The following is a 17599-nucleotide window of genomic DNA, read 5'->3' on the forward strand; positions in this document are numbered from 1 at the left end:
CTCATTTGGTCAGTCTGCGGTAGCAGATGAGGGTGCAGGCGATGCTGGTGAAGGCGAGGAAGTGTTCGGCCTTGCGTTCGTAGCGGCGGTGCAGGCGTCGGCAGCCGGCGAGCCAGGACATGGTCCTTTCGACCACCCATCTGTGGCGGCCGAGCCGTTGTGAGGACTCGATGCCTCTGCGGGCGATGCGGTGTCTGATGCCGCGTCCGCGTAACCATCGTCGCAGGTGGGCGTAGTCGTAGCCCTTGTCCGCGTGGAGCTTGCCGGGCTTGCGTCGTCGGCGTCCGCGGCGGGATCGGATGGGCGGTATGCCGCGGACAAGGGGCTCGAGAGCCTGGCTGTCGTGCAGGTTCGCGCCCGAGATCGCGACGGACAGGGGCAGACCGGTCCGCTCGGTGATCAAGTGGATCTTCGAGCCGAACTTGCCCCGATCCACAGGATTCGGACCTGTCAGATCCCCCTTTTCAGGGCCCTCATGTTCACCGAGTCGATCGCGCAGCGGGACCAGTCGAGTTCACCGCGGACGCCGAGTTCGTCGAGGACCAGCCGGTGGAGCTTGGCCCACACCCGGGCCTCGCTCCACTCGGAGAATCGTCGGTGGGCTGTCGCCCCCGAGGGGCCGAACGATGCCTTGGGAAGCTGCTGCCAGGTACAACCCGACGTCGCGACGAACACGATCGCGGCCAGTACTTCACGGTCACCATGCCGGCGCCGCCCACCGCCCTGAGGCCGCGACGGCGCGTCCGGCACCACCCGCTGGAACAGCTCCCACAGCTCGTCCGGCACCAGCCGTTCAACGATCCCCACCATGGCCGACAGTCTACCCGCGAAGCCCAAATGAGATGACTTCTAAGGGTGAGGACCGCGTCGCGGTGGGCTTGCAGGTGGGTGCGGGTGGCGTTGCGCGGGTCGGGGGAGGGGTTCACTGGGCGGTGCCTTTCGGTGCGGGGTGTACGGCGGCGGCAGGGCCGGGCACGGGTGCGCCGTCGCGGCCGACGGCCTGGTCGGGGCTTGGGTGCGGTGCGGCCTGCTGTCGCTGCGCGGCGGTGGGGGTGGGGCGGTACAGGCAGGCGACGAGCGCGGCGAGGAGGGACACGCCCGCGGCCAGCCACCAGGAGTTGGTGAAGCCTGCTTCGGTGGGGAAGAGGGCGCCGTCCTCGGTGTTGGCGGTCATGATCGCGCCGACGACCGCGGCGCCGACGGACCCGCCGACGGTGATCATGAGCTCGTTGATGCCGGAGCCGACGGCGGTCTCGTCCTCGGAGACGGCTTCGACGGCGATGGTGCGGGTGCCCTGCTGGAGCAGGCCGATGCCGAGCCCGGAGACCGCGCCGAAGGCCAGGTAGGGCACGAGGGCATTGTGGATCAGCGCGGTGAGGCCGTGGCCGACGGCCATCAGGAGCGCTCCGGTGGCGAGCATGAGCCGGTCGCCGATGCGCTGGGCCAGGGCGGGGGCGGCAACCGCGCCGGCGGCCATGCCGAGCACCGCGGGGAGTGCGGCGAAGCTGATGGCCAGAGCGCTGAGGCCGAGGCCGAAGCCGAACGTGTCGTCGGGCAGGCTGCTGAAGATCGCGCCGGGAACGGTCAGGCTGAACAGGACGAATGAGAACAGCAGCGCGACTAGGGAGATGACCAGGACGGGGGTGCGGGCGAACATCCTGACCTGGACCATGGGTTCGGGGTGGCGCAGTTCGACCACCACGAACGCGGCCAGCAGGGCGAGGTCGCCGAGGCCGTAGCCAAGGGTGCCGGCAGCAGTCCAACCCCAGGCTTCTCCCTGGCTGAGTGCGATCAGGACGCCGATCAGCCCGGCGCCGATCAGGACGCCGCCGGCCCAGTCGATGCGGCCGCCGGGGCGGTCGGTGGTCTCCGGGAGCGCGAACTGGGCGATGCCGACGGCGATCGCGACGGTGGCGACCGGCACCCACAGGGCGGAGGTGGGGTTGTCGGCGTACTCGGCGACCAGGCCGCTGCTCACCAGCCCGAGCCCGCTGCCGATGCCGATCGCGGCGACCATCCGACTGATGCCCTTGCGGTTTTCCGCGTCGCCGCCGTGGTTGCGCAGGATGCCCACCAGCAGCGGGAACAGCCCAGACAGGGACCCTTGCAGGGCTTGCCCGGCGAGCAATACCTCGAAGTCGCGGGCGAGCGCGACCAGGAGCGAGCCGACCAGGATGAGCGCGAGGTTCCCGCGCAGGATGCGGCGATGCCCGTACAGGTCGCCCATGCGTGAGAGGACCGGCGCGAAGACCGCGCTGGAGAGCAGGTTGGCGATGCTGTGCGGTGGTGACGTCCAGCGTTTCCGACAGGGTGCGGAGCAGCGGGGTGAGGAAGCTCTGCAGCGAGCCGCTGACGACCTCGACGGCGACCACGGAGGCGAGGATCACACCCACCGGGGTGGCGCGCCTGGCCGGGGTGGGGGGTCTAGTCGGCACGCAGGACGGTGTTCCGGTCATATGGACTCCCGTGGTGGTGGGCCGGTGGATCGGGACGGCACGGCGACGCGGGCCGTGCGGGCGGTTCAGCCGGATCCCGCCCGCGCAGGTGGTGGCGCAGGAACGCCACGCCGTCCCCTCGGCTCGACGTGACGGGCCCTGCGCGACGAAGATGGCCGCGATATGTCATGCGGCCCACCGTTCGCAGCCTTACTGCAGGAAAGGAGCATTAGTGCCCGGGACCATGCAGGATGCGGACAGCCTCGACGGGCTCGACCGGGCGGTGATCGAGGCCCTTCAGGTCAGTCCCCGCGCGTCGTGGACCGCGGTGGGGGCCGCGTTGGGGGTCGACCCGGTGACCATCGCCAGACGGTGGAAAGGCCTGAGTGGCAGCGGCGTCGCGTGGGTGACCGCGTACCCCGCCTCGGAACTGGACGGCGCCGGCGCGCTGGTCGACATCACGGTCGCGCCCGCACGCCTGGAGGACACCGCACACCGCATCGCGCAGGACCCGCACGTTTTCACCCTGGAACAGGCCACTGGCGCCCACAGCCTCACCGCCATCGTTGCCGCACCTGACGTCGCGCAGCTGACCGGACACTGCCTGCAGCGGATCGAACGCGCACCCGGCGTGCGGGCGGTGGAGATCAACCTGGCGACCCGCGTGTTCCTGGAAGCCTCGCGCTGGCGCATCCGCGGCCTGACTCCGGCTCAACTCACCCGCCTGAAACGGCACGCTCCGCCGCCACCGGTCCACACCAGCCCGCACACCGCGCGGCCGGACGCCCGCCTCGCCGCCGCCCTCGCCGACGACGGTCGGGCCACCGGCCCGGACCTGGCCGCGATACTGGGCACCAGCGTGCACACCGCCCGCCGACGGCTCGACCGCGCACTCACCGGCGGGCACCTAATCTTCCGCTGCGACGTCGCACAACCGTTCACCGGCTGGCCGGTCTGCGCCACCTTCCGCGCCGCAGTCGCGCCCGACAAAGTGACCACCACCGCGCAGACCCTCTCGACCCTGCCCGAGATCCGCATGTGCCTGGCCACCACCGGCCCCCACAACCTGCACATCTCCGTATGGCTGCACTCCTTCGGCGACGTGCACCGCCTGGAGACACTGCTGGCCGAACGCCTGCCAGACCTGCACATTACCGACCGCGTCATCGTGCTACGCCAATACAAAGCCAGCGGACGCATCCTCGACGACCGCGGCCGAGCCATCCCACTCAACGCCGCGCACCGATGAGTTTCCCGCGCCGCGCCGGTCTGTACGCGTGAGACCGACTCACGGAAGGCTGACGCCATGCGGAAACTGATCTACGGCATGAACCTGACCCTGGACGGCTACATCGCCGCGCCCGGCGACGACATCGGCTGGAGCGTGCCGAGCGACGAGCTGTTCCAGTTCTGGTCCAACCAGTTGCAGGCGACCGACCTGTCGCTGTACGGGCGCAAGCTGTGGCAGACGATGAGCTCCTACTGGCCGACCGGCGACCAGCAGCCCAACGCCACCCCGGCGGAGATCGAGTTCGCGCGCCGCTGGCGGGACATGTCGAAGGTGGTGTTCTCCTCGACGATCGACAAGGTCGACTGGAACACCCGCCTGGTCACCGGCGACGCGGTCGCCGAGATCACCCGGCTCAAGGCCGAGGACGGCGGCCCGATGGACATCGGCGGCGCGACGCTCGCCGGGGCGGCCATGCGGGCCGGGCTGATTGACGAGTACGTGCTGGCCACCGCGCCGGTCCTGGTGGGCGGCGGCACGCCGTTCTTCACCGCGCTGGACAACTGGGTGAACCTCAACCTGGTGGAGACGCGGACGCTTCCCTGCGGCGTGATCCTGACCAGGTACGAGACGAGGCGCTGAGCGCCCGTCCTGGGTGACCCGGACTACCGCCCGAGCCACCCAAACGAGTGAAGCCCCTGAACGGCGCTGATGCCCCTATGGGTGTCAAGCGGCGGTCTTGCCGTGACGGCGCCGGGCGGCTCTGTCGGGCTGGTTGACCTCGGTCACCTCCGATGCCCTCGGCCCGCAGATTCCAGGGCGGCTCCGTAGGAGCCGGTGCACTCGACACCGGCTCTCCGCAGCACTCCGAAGGACCGTGCCCAGTCGAGGAGCTGCCGGTATCCATCGGCCGTCGCCGGGAAGCTGCGGCCGGCCAGTACCGCGCCGAGCACGGTGATGACCGCGCCGGCACGGACGTCCTCGTGGGTGTCCACGCCGAGGAGGACCTCCTCCGCGGTATCCGCCGGGAGATGACAAGGGGTGGTGGGCTGCGTGATGCTGGTCAAGGCCGCTCTCCTGATCGCTGCGGGAAGCCGATGGCCGCCGCCGGGCCGAGAGAGCGGTCAAGACTGTGACGGTGCCTGTCGCAAAGGCCCCTATTGGGACACGCCCCTCGGCCCCGCGGCAGCACGCACCGAGCCGCCCCGAGGTTCTCGGACAGGGGTCACCGATAGGATCGAATTCCGGAACGGCGGAGAGAGCGCATGGCACCAAAGCGTAGGAAGTTCAGTCCCGAATTCAGGGACGATGCGGTGAAGATGATGGTCGTGGAGTCCCGGCCGATAGCCGAGGCCGCACGGGAAATCCAGGTGAACGAGGGAACTCTGGGTACCTGGGTCAGCCGGTACAGGCAGGAGCATGCCGGCGAGGAACGGCCCCTGAACATCAGCGAACGTGCTCGCCTGCGTGAGCTGGCGCGCGAGAACCGTGAACTGCGGATGAAGACCGAGTTCCTGGGGAAAGCGGCGGCCTTCTTCGCCCAGGAATACCGGTGACGGAGAAGTGCGAGTTCATCGACGGCGAGTCCGGTACCTATCCCGTGCAACGAATGTGTGCCTGGGCAGATGTATCCACGTCAGGTTTCTATCACTGGCGTTCCCGGCCGTTGTCGGCCACCGCCGGACGCCGCGCAAAACTCAAGGAAATATTCGCCAGGTCTTCTCCGACTCGCACGAGACCTACGGCTACCGGCGTGTCCACGCCGCCCTGAAGGGGATGAGCGTGCAGGCCGGGCCGGAGCTGGTCCGCGCCCTGATGCGCGAGCTGGGCCTGGTGCCGTGCCAGCCACGGCCCTGGCGGCTGACCATGGTCACCGACGACACGGCACCGTCCACACCCGACCTGGTGGCCCTGACTTCACCGCAGATACACCCGGCCGCAAACTGGTCAGCGATATCACGTATATCCATACCTGGGCTGGGTTCCTCTATCTTGCGACGGTTATTGACTGCCATACCAAGGCCGTGATCGGCTGGGCGATGGCCGACCACATGAAGACCTCGCTCATATCGGACGCGGTCGACATGGCGGCACGGAACACCAACCTCGCCGACGGCTGCATATTTCACTCGGATCGCGGCGTCCAGGCAATACGCTTCTCGGGCACTCCGGGGGAAACTTAGTTCGTTGGGACTCAGGGCATCAGTCGGCCGTACCGGGGTCTGCTGGGACAACGCCATGGACGAATCGTTCTTCGGCGCCCTGAAGAACGAGCTCGTGCACCGAACTTCGTTCCCGACACGCGCACATGCTCACCGGGCGATCGTCCGATACATCGAGATGTTCTACATCACAGACGGCTCCACTCTGCGCGGCTACCGAACCCCCGCAGAAGTCCATGCCGAGTACGCAGAATTGCAGGCCGCAGCATAGGAATCCCGCAAAACCCCTGTCCGAGAAACGCAGGACGCCTCACACCCCCAGTTGACATCCCCATGGTGTAGGTCTGCACGAGGACCTGCCGCAGCAGGTGCAGGGTGATCCGTTCCGGTCATCCTGCGGTATGACCGGAACGTCCTCGCCTACATCCCGGGGGTTTCCCAGACAGGACCTTCAGAGGGATCTGCTCAGGGTTCCCAGCAGACACGATGGAGGCTCTCCGGAACAGTGAATGATGCACAGGCGGTTGGGAATGGCACAACATGAGTTACACGGGAACGAAGAGTACGGTGCAGGACCGGCGCGGAAGCGGCCGCACCGCAGGAAGACGTACTACCGGAAGCTGGCCATCGCGGGCATCGCCGCGGGAGCAATAGGCCTGCCTTCCGCCGCCATGGCAGGCATGGACCCCCAGCAGAACACCGGCAGCAGCTCCCATGGCCAACAGACGGCCATGCCGGGGGGTTCCGGGGCCTCTGCCTCACCGGCCGCCTGGGCGGCCGGTACCCGGGCCTACCTGGTCGTCACCGCGCCGGGCGACACCGCAGCGGTACGGGCCGCGGTAAAGGGCAACGGCGGCACGGTGTTCGCGCACTACGACGCCATCGGCGTGACCGTGGCACACTCGGCATCCAAGTCCTTCGACGGCACCATGCGCGGCGTCAGAGGTGTCCAGCAGGTCGGCGCCACCCGGACCTCGGACATCCCGGCTGACGCCTACAACCCTAAAATTCCCGCGGCCCCCGAGCAGGCCACCACGGCCCCCGCTGAGACCAGCCGCTGGAACATGACCCAGATCCAGGCCGACAAGGCATGGGACATCACCACAGGCTCCCTCACGGTCAAGGTCGGAGTCCTCGACACCGGCGTCGACGACCTCCACCAGGACATCGCACCCAACTTCGACGCAGCCGACTCCGTCTCCTGCGCCTACGGCAAAGCCGACACCCGGCCCGGCGCATGGCGCCCCGTCAACGGCCACGGCACCCACGTGGCAGGAACCATCGCCGCCGCCAAAAACGGCAAAGGCGTCATCGGCGTCGCCCCGGGCGTGAAGATCGCCTCCGTCCGCCTCGCCGAACCGGACGGCCGCCGCCTGATCTCCGCCGAGAACACCATCTGCGGCTTGATGTGGGCTGGCGACCACGGCTTCAAGGTCACCAACAACAGCTATTTCACGGACCCGTGGATGTTCAACTGCCCGGACAACGCAGACCAGGCAGCTATCATCGAGGGCACCAGACGCGCCCAGCAGTACGCCGAGAGCAAGGGCTCACTGCAGATCGCGGGCGCGGGCAACTCCAACATCGACCTGGCGAACAAGCCGGCCGACAGTGAGAGTCCGGGCGACTCGGCCCCCGTCACCAGCGCCTGCATCCAGATTCCCGCCGAGCTGCCCGGCGTGGTCACTGTCGCAGCGACGACCAAGGACAACGCCAGGGCCCCGTACTCCAACTTCGGCCGGAACATCATCGACATCGCAGCCCCCGGTGGCGACGGCGCATCCGAAGCATCCGACATTTACTCGACAGTCCCGGGCGGCGAGTACGGCGCCATCCCCGGCACGTCAATGGCTTCCCCGCACGTCGCCGGCGTAGCCGCACTGCTGGCAAGCACCAACCCCGCCGCCACACCAGCCGACCTCCGGGCCAGACTCGCCGCCCAGGCCACCGACATCGCCTGCCCACCCGACAAGCGGTGCACAGGCACAACCGCCAGCAACAGCTTCTTCGGCGAAGGACTGACCAACGCCCTGAAAGCCGTCAGCGGAACCAACACCCTGAAAACCGCCGATAGCACACCGCCCACCACGACAACCCTGTGAACGGCAGTGTCACGAAGGCGTGACCACGCATTTACCGCGCCGGAGGCGGGCCTTGTTGGTGAGGCGTTCGGTGGTGCGGGTGCTGATGCCGTAGCGGGGTGGCGAGGGAGCCCGGAGTGACGGCTACTCGCTCCTGGCGTCCCGCCTCGGTCAGCGGTCCCCGATCGCCTACGAGAACGCCCTCCGGTCAGCAGCAACTACCCTGGCCCAGGCCGTATAGACGTGTTCAACATCTGGAGTCAAGGCCGCCTGGACTGGGTGACGTGGGGCTGGCATTGCGGGGGTATGCCGTCGGCCGGGGCTCGGCGCGCCTCCTCGGTGCTCAGGGGCGGGCGGCGTGTGCCTGTGTCCCAGCAGTTCCTGGCGTGGACGCGGGCCGGCGGTCGGCGCGCGCCGATTCCGTGCTGGATCGGCCACGCGGGCGGCTCGCGCGGCGGGCGCCGCCGCGCGGCAAGTGTCTCCCTGCGTCCCGGCTTTCATGGTGTCCATGATGTCCGTCGTGGACCTGGCGGATACGGTCCGTCAGCTCGGCGTCCCGGCGGCGCCGGGCCGAACGCCGTTGCGGGAGTTTCCACTGCCCGCGCCGGCCGGGTCGTGCTCCCGGCTCTCCTGGCTCACGGGGGCGACTCCGCCCGTGCCCAGGACGCGGGCACGACCGAGGCCGAGCTCCAGGTCCTTGCCGCCGCAAGCCCCCTCTCGGAAGTTGACGGCGGACTCGATCCGCCGTGTGCTCTGGCGTAGTTCACCTCGGTTGTACGGGAACTCATCGGGTCCTGGTGGTGTTTATTGGGTGCCTGCGAGTGATGAATTCAAAGCCTTTAGGTCGCTTTGAGTTTCTGGTTGCGGCGTTCTGAATTCTTCACCGTCTCCAGACGGATCGTCAGTTTTCTCTGTTTTGGTGTGTGGTGGGCGTGTGTTCGGGGTGTGGGCCAGAAATCTGGCCCGGGGCCGGAACGGCTGTGTGTCCATGTGGGGCCCGCTCGCTTCTGGTTGGGCCTTCTGGTCATCGGGTCACCTCAGACAGACGGTGGCAGGTTGGCGGCACATCGGGGCTTCGGTGGTCGGGCGATTTGACAGGTCTCCCTGATCATCGGTGCTTCGGTGTGTACGGAACTGCTGTAGTGAAGGTCCGTCGCACGCCTGTGACCTGCTGTTTCTCTACGTACCCGGGGCTATGAGTCAGCTGTCCTTCGACTGACAACCTCAGCTGAAATGGTGAGGTTAGCAGTATTTATCATTTGTCGGGTACGCATTGAGCAGGATAAGGCCACCGAATTGGGCATCGCCGCAGAGGGGCTGGTTGACGGAAGAGCCCCCGCCTCCAGGCTGACACTGAAGGCCCACGAACCCTGTCGTCGGAAGTGTGATTCCGAGCAGGCTCGCAAGGTTTATGGCGGTGGGGCTGTCGACGCTTACTACAGTGTTGCAGCTCCAGACTGGTCCGGCGGCTTGGGCGGGGCTGGAGCAGAGCAGGGTGGCGCTGGCGGCGAGTGCTGCGGCAAGGCCGACCGAAATTTTACGTGTCAGGTTGCGGGGGAGGATCACTTTTTTGTCTCCAGTTCTGCATGTGGGGGTGCCATAGCATTTTTTCGTTTGGTAGGTGGTAGGTGGTAGGTGGTTGTGGGGGGTGTGTGGGAGCAGCTGGGAGCTTGTTTGTGTGAAGTGGTTTGTGGGAGTGCTTCAGGTCGATGTTTACACCCCCCTATCAACCGGTACGGTCTGGTCTGCTTACTCGGAAAGGGCCCTGGGGTGGGAGCGGAGCGGACCTCGATCCGTCAGCGGTGATGTCGCGTCGGTGAGGTGATCGTTTTACCCCGGTTTGTTCTTGTGGCGCGGGTCCGGGGTCGTCGCGTGTCGCTGCGGGTGCGCCGGGGTTCCACGTCTCCCGGTGGTGGTGCGGGTCTTTCTCCGTGCCGGTCGTCGGGGCGGGGCCGGCCGTCAGGTGATGGTCGGGAGGCTGGTGATCCTGGTCCAGGTGGTGGTGAACGCGGTCGCCCAGGGCCAGGTGCGTTCGATGCGGAGCCACTGGCGGCGGGCGTGTCGGCTGAGCCGGGCCGGCAGGTGGTAGAGGCGGAAGCGCATGGTGTCCGGTTCGGCCTGGGCCAGGCCGGGCTCGTCATGCAGCGTGAGGAGCCGGAGCCAGGCGTCGAGGTCGGCCGAGAGATTCGCCGTGAGCATCCAACTCTCGTTGACGGCGAGGGCCTTCGAGGGAAGATTGCGCAGGCCGAGCGCCTTGCTCGTGCGGACCTGGTCCTCCACCACTGCATGATGGCGGGCCACCGCATCCAGCCATTGCGCCTGGTGGGAGCCGGGGACGCGGGCCATCTTGCTGATGTTGGTGGCGGTGACGCTGTACTTCCAGCCGGTCTTCTTCTCGAAGGCGGTCAGGTCTTTGACGTGCCGTCCAGAGGGTTTGACCCTGCGGACGATCAGACGCATGCCCTTGATCCAGCCGGGCCGGGTGTTGAGGCCGGTCAGCTCGGCGACGAAGTAGCCCTCCTGGACCTCACCGTTCTGCTTCAGGGAGGTCTCCCAGGCGGTCTCGGGCAGCTTCGCGATGGCCTTCTCGTCGGCATCCGTGATGGTCCAGCCGGTGGTGAAGCGCACGGTGCGGCGCCGGGTGTTCAGCGCGGCGAGGTGTTCGAGAAGCCCGTGAGTGGCCCCGGCACCGTCCACGCGTACCAGGATCTTCGCCGTCGACTGGCCGGGGGTCTGAGTGAGAGCGTCGGACAGGACCCGTACGTGATCGGCGGCGGTGTTGGAGCCGGCGTTCCCGGGGCGTAGCAGCATGGCCAGGCACTCGCCGGTGTTCGCGCACCAGGCTGCGAGGGGGTGGTGGCCGAAGGATTTCTTGAAGGTGCCGGTCTTAGATTCAACCGGTCGGAGCAACAGTGCAGGTTGAGGGCGGTACAAGTGGCGAGACTGGGTCGAACCGGGGATGTCGGACGAGATGAAGTCCGACCTGTGGCGGCGGTGGAAGTCCGGTGAGTCGATCAGTGTCATCTCCAGAGGGATTGGGAAGCCGCCCGGCTTGGTGTTCACCGTCCTCAAGCATCACGGAGGAATCGCGCCCCTGTCCCGCAAGGAGCGCGTCGGAAGTCTGACTCTGGGCGAGCGGGAGGAGATCTCCCGCAGGCTGTGTGCCGGCGATTCCTACCGGGCGATCGCCGCTCGCCTGGGGCGTGCCGTGTCAACGGTCAGCCGTGAAGTCAACAACAACGGCGGACGCGACGTCTACCGGGCGATCGCCGCGCAGGAGCGGGCACTTGACCGCGGCCGGCGTCCGAAAGAGTGCCTGCTCGCCCGCAGGCCCGCATTGAGGCAGACCGTGCTGGCCCTGCTGAGAGAGGAGTGGTCGCCGGAACAGATAGTCGGGCATCTGCGGCTGCGTCACAGTGACGACCCGGAGATGCAGGTCAGCCACGAGACGATCTACCGGTCGGTCTACACCACCCGATGGAAAGTGGTGCCCCGCGAGCTCTGCAAACGCCTGCGGACCGGCCGTCCGATCCGGAAGAACAAACGTCACACGGTGAAGGGTCAGTGGCGCTCACAGATCATCGATGCCCGAGCGATCGAGGACCGGCCCCAGGCTGCAGAGGACCGCAGCGAGTCCGGGCACCTGGAAGGAGACCTGGTGATCGGCTCGAACAACGGCCAGGTCGCTACACTCGTTGACCGCAAGACCCGGTTTCTCCACGTCGTAAAGCTCGCCAGCCGCCACACCGCCGTGGTCGTTCCCGCACTGGCCGAAGCCTACGCACGCATGGATTCCCGCCTGCACGGCACGCTGACCTGGGATCGCGGCATGGAACTGGCAGCTCATAAGCGCCTCAGCGCCGAAACCGGTATCGGCGTTTTCTTTGCGGCACCACGGAGCCCCTGGCAACGAGGCACCAACGAGAACACCAACAAGTTGCTCCGCCAGTACCTGCCCAAGGGGACGAACTTGTCGGCCTTCAGCCAGGACGACCTCGACGCCATAGCGACGAAGCTCAACAACCGTCCGCGAAAGTGCCTGGGATTCCGGACACCAGCCGAGAGCGTTGCCTTGACCGGTTGAATCTAAGGCGGCCTTCTTCGCGAAGGAGATGAAATAGGCGCGAAGTGCCTGTTCGTCGACGCGGAGAAGGCTGCTGGACGCCATCCGGTCACCCGGCTGTGCCGGGCACTCAGCGTGCCCCGGTCCGTCTACTACGCGTGGCTCGCCGCGCGTGAAGCCGCAGCTGAACGTGCTTGTGCGGAAGACGAGTTGGTTAGGAGACACGGAAGGTCCATGCCGCCTCGCGGGGCGCCTACGGAGCTCCGCGGATCACCGCCGCCCTGCGCCGCCGGGGACGCCGGATCAACCGGAAGAAGGTTGAGCGGCTGATGCGCGAGCATGATATCCGCGGGATCACCCGCCGCAGGCGCCGCAGCCTGACGAAGGCCGATACGAAGTCGGCGCCGTCGCCGGACCTGGTGGGACGCGACTTCGCCGCGGCCGAGCCGGGCACGAAACTGGCCTCGGACATCACCTACCTGCCGACACCCGACGGCTGGTGGTATCCGGCGACCGTCATCGACCTGGCCACTCGCGAGGTGATCGGGTACGCGATGGCCGGCCATCACCGCGCCGAGCTCGTCACCGCCGCTCTGAAAATGGCCGCCGGACGCGGGGCCCTGAAAGGGGGATGCATTGCACCTTCGGATCGCGGCTCGGAATACACCTCACGTGAATACCACCCTAATAAAGGAGTTGAACCTGCGGCAGAGCATGGGCAGAACGGGCTCATGTTACGATGTCGCCGCAGCCGAAAGATTTTTCGGACTGTTGAAAGCGGAGATCGGGACCACCATCTGGGAGTCCCACGAAACAGCCCGCGCCGACATCTTCCGCTTCATCGAGGTCGAATACAACCGCACGCGCCTGCGCAAGCACCCGGTGTACGGCTACGTCACCCCGTTCGAAACCAGAGCCTGGACGACACGCGACCTCACCCCCGCAGCGTAACCACCCGCTGTCCAGGTTCAGGGGGGAACTTCAAGGTGACAGTGCTCCGGGGGAGCTTCACCCCGCACGTGGCACAGGGCGTCAAGATCCCGCGTCACCGTACCGATGCGAAGGTCGGCACGGTGACGCTGCAAACCGTCTACGCGATCACTGGCCTGCCCGCCGGGGCGGCACCCCCACAGCGGATGGGGCGCCTTGCCCGCTCACCGTGGGAGATCGAGAACCGGCTGTACCACGCCCGCGACACCACCCTCCCCGAGGACGCCACCAAGATCCGGACCAGGCACGGACCGGAAAACATGGCCACCCTGCGCAACCAGCGATCAACACCTTCCGCGCCGACGGACAAAGCAACATCGCAGCCGGCCTGCGCGAGGTCTCCTACGCACCTGCACGCGCCTGCTGGACATCCTGGGCATCGCCTGACCTGCACAGCCAAATGATCACCACGGCTATGAATCAGCCCTGAGCGACGGTGAAGGTGACGGTGGCTGGGGCGGAGATGTTGGTGCCGTGGACGGCGGTGACGGTGACGGTGTGGCTGCCGGGGGTCCAGGGTCCGGCTTTGGCAGCGCGGTCGAAGATCCAGGTCCGGTCGGCCTTGATCGTGATGTTGTCGGCGATGACCGTTGATCCTTCGGTGGCGCGGATGTATGTGCCCTGGTCGACGGGGGCGGGGACGGTGCCGGTGAAGTCGGGCCGGTCACCGGTGGTGCCGCCGTTCTTCGGGGTGGTGATGACCGGGGTCCGGGGGTCGACGACGGTGAACGTCACCGTGGCTGGGGTGGAGATGTTGGTGCCGTGGACGGCGGTGACGGTGACGGTGTGGCTGCCGGGGGTCCAGGGTCCGGCTTTGGCAGCGCGGTCGAAGATCCAGGTCCGGTCGGCCTTGATCGTGATGTTGTCGGCGATGACCGTTGATCCTTCGGTGGCGCGGATGTAGGTGCCCTGGTCGACGGGGGCGGGGACGGTGCCGGTGAAGTCGGGCCGGTCACCGGTGGTGCCGCCGTTCTTCGGGGTGGTGATGACCGGGGTCCGGGGGTCGACGACGGTGAAGGTGACGGTGGCCGGGGTGGAGATGTTGGTGCCGTGGACGGCGGTGACGGTGACGGTGTGGGTGCCGGGGGTCCAGGGTCCGGCTTTGGGGGCGCGGTCGAAGATCCAGGTCCGGTCGGCCTTGATCGGGATGTTGTCGGCGATGACCGTCGATCCTTCGGTGGCGCGGATGTAGGTGCCCTGGTCGACGGGGGCGGGGACGGTGCCGGTGAAGTCGGGCCGGTCACCGGTGGTGCCGCCGTTCTTCGGGGTGGTGATGACCGGGGTCTGGGGCAGACCGCTGCTGGCCATGACGTTGACGGGGGTGGACGGGGAGGCCACATTGCCGATGGTGAAGGCCAGCTGTGACGTCCCCACCGGCGCCTTCGCATCAGCCGTCACCGCCACCCACAGCGAGACGTACGTCCCGTTCCCACCGAGCCCCGCCTGCGTCAGATCGACCTGGGGAGCGGTCAGCGTCTGCCCGTCGCCAGACACGGTGGCGTCAAAGTTAGTAACGATACCGGTCTGCGGATTCATCACCGAAACCAAATATGTGGGCTGCGGCTGGAACTTGAGAAGCGCACCCGCCGGAAGCTTCACCGTCACATCCAGCGGCGGGACCTGCCCAGCCACATGTACACCCGGATGTCCGGGTGCCCCGGCAGGCACAAGCGTTACATTCGGCGGACCACCCGGAACCACGGAAAACCCTGGGTACTTGTCGTCGGGAGTCCATCCGGTAAGGTGCCCATTGGGCAGGGTTCCCTGAATGCTGACCCGTCCTGTCGCGTCAATCATGGCAGCCAATTCTCGCATGTCCCACTGAATTTCATGGATGACGGTTTCTATGTCCGGGAATTGCTGTGCGGCCGCAGCCAGGTCGGTATTGAATTCGGAGGATGCGGATTTTAGTTCCTGGATAGCCGCCTGGTTGAGGTGGATGTTGAAGTTGTCGCCCGATTTATCGAATACGATGTAAAGTGCCATTGTAGGATTCCTTCCTGTTCGGTGTCTCGTGATCCTGTCGGCGTCATTTCGGGTCGTTTTTGTTCTACGTCGGGGAGGTAATCAGCCGGATGCTGATTCGGTCTTCCCGGCGGCTGCTTGCGTCCTTGAGGCCTTTCTTTGCGTACCTCCGTAGATTTTCCTCGTTTGCGGAAAATCTCAGACGTGCGGCCTGGGATTTTCCGGGTGGGTGGAGCCCGTCCATCGCGAACTGGATGGTTTCTTTCGTTATGGCGACTGGCTGGAATTTCGCTTCCGAGAATTGATTTGCCGCTACTTCCGATATCTTCACATCCAGTAATGCATGTTCTGATGTTCCACGGTCGCCCGAAATACATTCACCTTTACCTGGAGCTGTTCTTCCGTGAAATTGCTGTAGCTGTCTGGTGTGTGCCGAACTCCATTCGCGTGGCCAGCTCTTTTGGGTTTTCCGGGTGTCCGGGAACGGCGGCTCCCGCGGAAGTCTCCTCGTAGCCCGCACACCTGCCCCCTTGTATGTCTTCCTTCCTCTTCTTCCCCTCGCTCTTCCCGGGGCTGATTCATAGTTGGTTGATCACGTTCCGTTGCAGGTCAGGGGCAGTCCGAGCGGCATTGTCACGTTGTCCGGGTGAGGTGGGATGATCTCCGGGTTGCCTGTCTGGGAGGAAGCCCGTCGTGTCGTCCGTGGTGCGGAGGGTGTACACCAGGTGGCTCTTACAAGATTTTCGTGGGCGTTGATCGTTGTGGATGTTGGGGTCGGCTGAGCAGGATGCGCTGGCGTAGGAGGCGGTGTCCGGCGCGGCCGGAGGTCTGACGCTTGAGCAGCTTGATTTTGTTGTTGACGCCTTCGGTGCGGCCGTTGTGCCAGGGCAGGGTCACGGCGGCGTCGACGGCCGCGCGGTCGCGTTGGAGTCCGGTGGCGTAGGAATGGAGGAAGGGCAGGTTCTCTGCCCGGACTCGGGTGATCCAGCCGGTCAGCGCCGCGATGTTGTCGGGCGCCGGGGTGAGCATCGTGGCGAAGTCGCGCACGGCGCCGGCCAGGGCGGTCATCTCCGGGCAGGCCGCGGTGAGCTGGTCGCGCAGTGTCCGCTGGTCCTCGCGCAGGCGGGTGGGGTCGGTGATCAGAAGTCGGGTGACGCGGCGCGGGGAAAGGGTGGCGTGGTCTGCTTCGACCCGGCCTTGGGTGATGTAGCGGACCAGGAGGTTCGCGCTTCCGGTGTAACCGGGTTTCTTGATCTCGTGCAGGAGGTGGGTGACGGGCACCGAGGGGTCCTCCTGGCGGCGTTGTCGCAGGTGGTCGCGGTAGGGGTCGACGAGGGTGGGACGGTATTGCGGTGCCCGGACCAGGTGCCCGGGCTCGCTGTGGCGGGCGTATCGCTTGACGGTGTTCAGGGGCAGGCCCAGCCGACGGGAGCGTTCCAGCAGGCCGACCCCGGTATCCAGCAGCTGGTGGACCTGCTGCCACCGCTCGTGGGTGGTCGCGGCCCGTACGCCCTCCCGCAGTGGTGGGCCGGCCTTGGCCCAGCAGGCGCTGTGGGCGCCCACCTCCTTCAGCACGGCCTCGACCAGGCCGTGCCACAGGTGCCAGCGGTCACCGGCCTGCACGATCGTCGGGTCGGCGGCCGTGGTGGCCCGGGCGAAGCCGCCGGCGCCGTCCCGGCAGACGACCTCGATGCCCGGGCGATCCTTGAGCCAGGCGGTGACCGTCCGAGTCCTCCGGTCCCGCAGGACATCGATACGCTCGCCGGTGGCTGCGTCGATCAGGAACGTCGCGTAGTGGTGGCCCCCTGCGCAGAGCGAATTCGTCGATACCCAGCACCCGCGGGGCCGGCCGGTCGGGCACCGTGATGCGCATCAGGCAGTTCAGCACACTTGCCCAGGTCAGGGCATGGTGCAGCACGCCCAGCAGCCGTGCCCCGGCCGCTCCGGCCAGAGCCACCGCGACGGCATCCACCACCTTCTGCAGGGCCGGAGTGCGCCGCTGACAGCAGGTTCCGGGTCAGCCCCGGAACCTGCTCGACGAAGGTGGCCTTCGCGCAGCCGGCGTTCTCGCAGTACAGACGGCGCGCCGATAAATCGATCACGACAGCCCGGCCGCCCACCGTCTCATCCGCGACATGCCTCACGTAACGCGAATGCACCCAGTCCGACACCTGCCCGCACCCCGGACACGCCGCCGGGGCGGTGTCCCTGGTCCGGGCGGTGATCCGCAGCAAGTCCCCGCCGGCCTCCACACGCTCGACCTGCACCGCGGCCAGCTGCGGCAACAGGTCCCCCACCCTCACGACACACACAGCCAGCTTGCCACCACCAACCAGCCGACGCCACAGACAAGTTGCAGCGATCAACGCCTACGAAAATCTTGTAAGAACCGTTCCTTTTGCAGGCCCAGTCGGAACGGTTCACTCCCCGCCTCGACGTGATGTTGGAAAACCTTCAAAGGTTCCGAGGGGGATGGCGTGGGTGGTGACATATGAGGGGGTGAAGAAGCTGTGCCCGGTTGTTGTTTCTTGTGGGCGGAGCCGGGGTCCATTTCGCATAGATAGGGAGTGAAGGATATGAGGAGCGACATCGGTGGGCCGGTTTCCCAGGGGCAGGTGCCTGAATGGGCGTTGAGGAGTCCGTTGGCTGGCCCGATCTCTCAGGGTACTTCCGTG

At 66.7% G+C, this 17599-nt stretch carries 11 protein-coding genes and 4 pseudogenes; 8 read left to right on the forward strand and 7 right to left on the reverse strand.

All coding sequences use genetic code 11. The features are described 5' to 3' along the window. Position 1: 1 nt before the first annotated feature. Both AC3IYJ_RS38930 and AC3IYJ_RS38935 read right to left on the reverse strand, forming a co-directional pair. A protein-coding gene (locus tag AC3IYJ_RS38930; protein ID WP_489398952.1) for an IS5 family transposase occupies positions 2–810 on the reverse strand; the annotation gives its coding sequence in 2 pieces (ribosomal slippage) (positions 2–462 and positions 462–810; 810 coding nt in all). Between the two features lie 112 nt (positions 811–922). Next, the gene (locus tag AC3IYJ_RS38935) at positions 923–2275 is read right to left on the reverse strand and encodes an MFS transporter (protein ID WP_489403054.1); all 1353 of its coding nucleotides are present in this window, start codon (positions 2273–2275) and stop codon (positions 923–925) included. A 392-nt stretch (positions 2276–2667) separates the two neighbouring features. Between AC3IYJ_RS38935 and AC3IYJ_RS38940 the strand changes: the two genes are divergently transcribed. Then, positions 2668–3684, forward strand: a complete 1017-nt coding sequence (locus AC3IYJ_RS38940) for an Lrp/AsnC family transcriptional regulator (protein ID WP_489399211.1) — start codon at positions 2668–2670, stop codon at positions 3682–3684. A gap of 57 nt (positions 3685–3741) precedes the next feature. Beyond that, positions 3742–4305, forward strand: coding sequence for a dihydrofolate reductase family protein (locus AC3IYJ_RS38945; RefSeq protein ID WP_489399212.1), 564 nt, complete (start codon positions 3742–3744; stop codon positions 4303–4305). A gap of 143 nt (positions 4306–4448) precedes the next feature. On the opposite strand, the gene AC3IYJ_RS38950 is transcribed toward AC3IYJ_RS38945, so the two are convergent. Then, on the reverse strand, positions 4449–4730 hold the full coding sequence (locus AC3IYJ_RS38950) for a hypothetical protein (RefSeq protein WP_489399213.1): 282 nt from the start codon (positions 4728–4730) through the stop codon (positions 4449–4451). Between the two features lie 198 nt (positions 4731–4928). Here AC3IYJ_RS38950 and AC3IYJ_RS38955 point away from each other — a divergent pair. Together AC3IYJ_RS38955 and AC3IYJ_RS38960 are read left to right on the forward strand one after the other, a co-directional pair. Further along, positions 4929–6096, forward strand: a pseudogene (locus AC3IYJ_RS38955) (IS3 family transposase). Between the two features lie 409 nt (positions 6097–6505). Then, positions 6506–7879: pseudogene (locus tag AC3IYJ_RS38960) on the forward strand (S8 family peptidase); the annotation flags it as partial. Between the two features lie 287 nt (positions 7880–8166). On the opposite strand, the gene AC3IYJ_RS38965 reads toward AC3IYJ_RS38960, so the two are convergent. Beyond that, on the reverse strand, positions 8167–8337 hold the full coding sequence (locus tag AC3IYJ_RS38965) for a DUF6233 domain-containing protein (RefSeq protein ID WP_489403055.1): 171 nt from the start codon (positions 8335–8337) through the stop codon (positions 8167–8169). 1528 nt (positions 8338–9865) lie between these two features. Further along, positions 9866–10816 carry a transposase gene (locus tag AC3IYJ_RS38970; protein WP_489399214.1) on the reverse strand — a complete coding sequence of 317 codons (951 nt, stop codon included), beginning with the start codon at positions 10814–10816 and terminating at the stop codon, positions 9866–9868. 61 nt (positions 10817–10877) lie between these two features. On the opposite strand from AC3IYJ_RS38970, the gene AC3IYJ_RS38975 reads away from it, so the two are divergent. The 4 genes and pseudogenes from AC3IYJ_RS38975 (at position 10878) to AC3IYJ_RS38990 (ending at position 13363) form a co-directional block, all read left to right on the forward strand. Then, on the forward strand, positions 10878–11990 hold the full coding sequence (locus AC3IYJ_RS38975) for an IS30 family transposase (protein ID WP_489399215.1): 1113 nt from the start codon (positions 10878–10880) through the stop codon (positions 11988–11990). Between the two features lie 215 nt (positions 11991–12205). Further along, a pseudogene (locus tag AC3IYJ_RS38980) lies at positions 12206–12640 on the forward strand (IS3 family transposase); the annotation flags it as partial. Positions 12641–12683: 43 nt separating this feature from the next. Then, entirely contained in the window at positions 12684–12920 is a 237-nt protein-coding gene (locus AC3IYJ_RS38985; RefSeq protein WP_489403056.1) for an IS3 family transposase, read from the forward strand. 68 nt (positions 12921–12988) lie between these two features. Beyond that, the gene (locus AC3IYJ_RS38990) at positions 12989–13363 is read left to right on the forward strand and encodes a hypothetical protein (RefSeq protein ID WP_489399216.1); all 375 of its coding nucleotides are present in this window, start codon (positions 12989–12991) and stop codon (positions 13361–13363) included. Positions 13364–13379: 16 nt separating this feature from the next. Here the strand turns inward: AC3IYJ_RS38990 and AC3IYJ_RS38995 are convergent, their stop codons facing one another. Then, entirely contained in the window at positions 13380–14453 is a 1074-nt protein-coding gene (locus AC3IYJ_RS38995) for a hypothetical protein (RefSeq protein WP_489399217.1), read from the reverse strand. 1203 nt (positions 14454–15656) lie between these two features. After that, a pseudogene (locus tag AC3IYJ_RS39000) lies at positions 15657–17242 on the reverse strand (ISL3 family transposase). Between the last annotated feature and the right edge of the window lie 357 nt (positions 17243–17599).

It is taken from the genome of Streptomyces sp. GL_140, assembly GCF_057834465.1.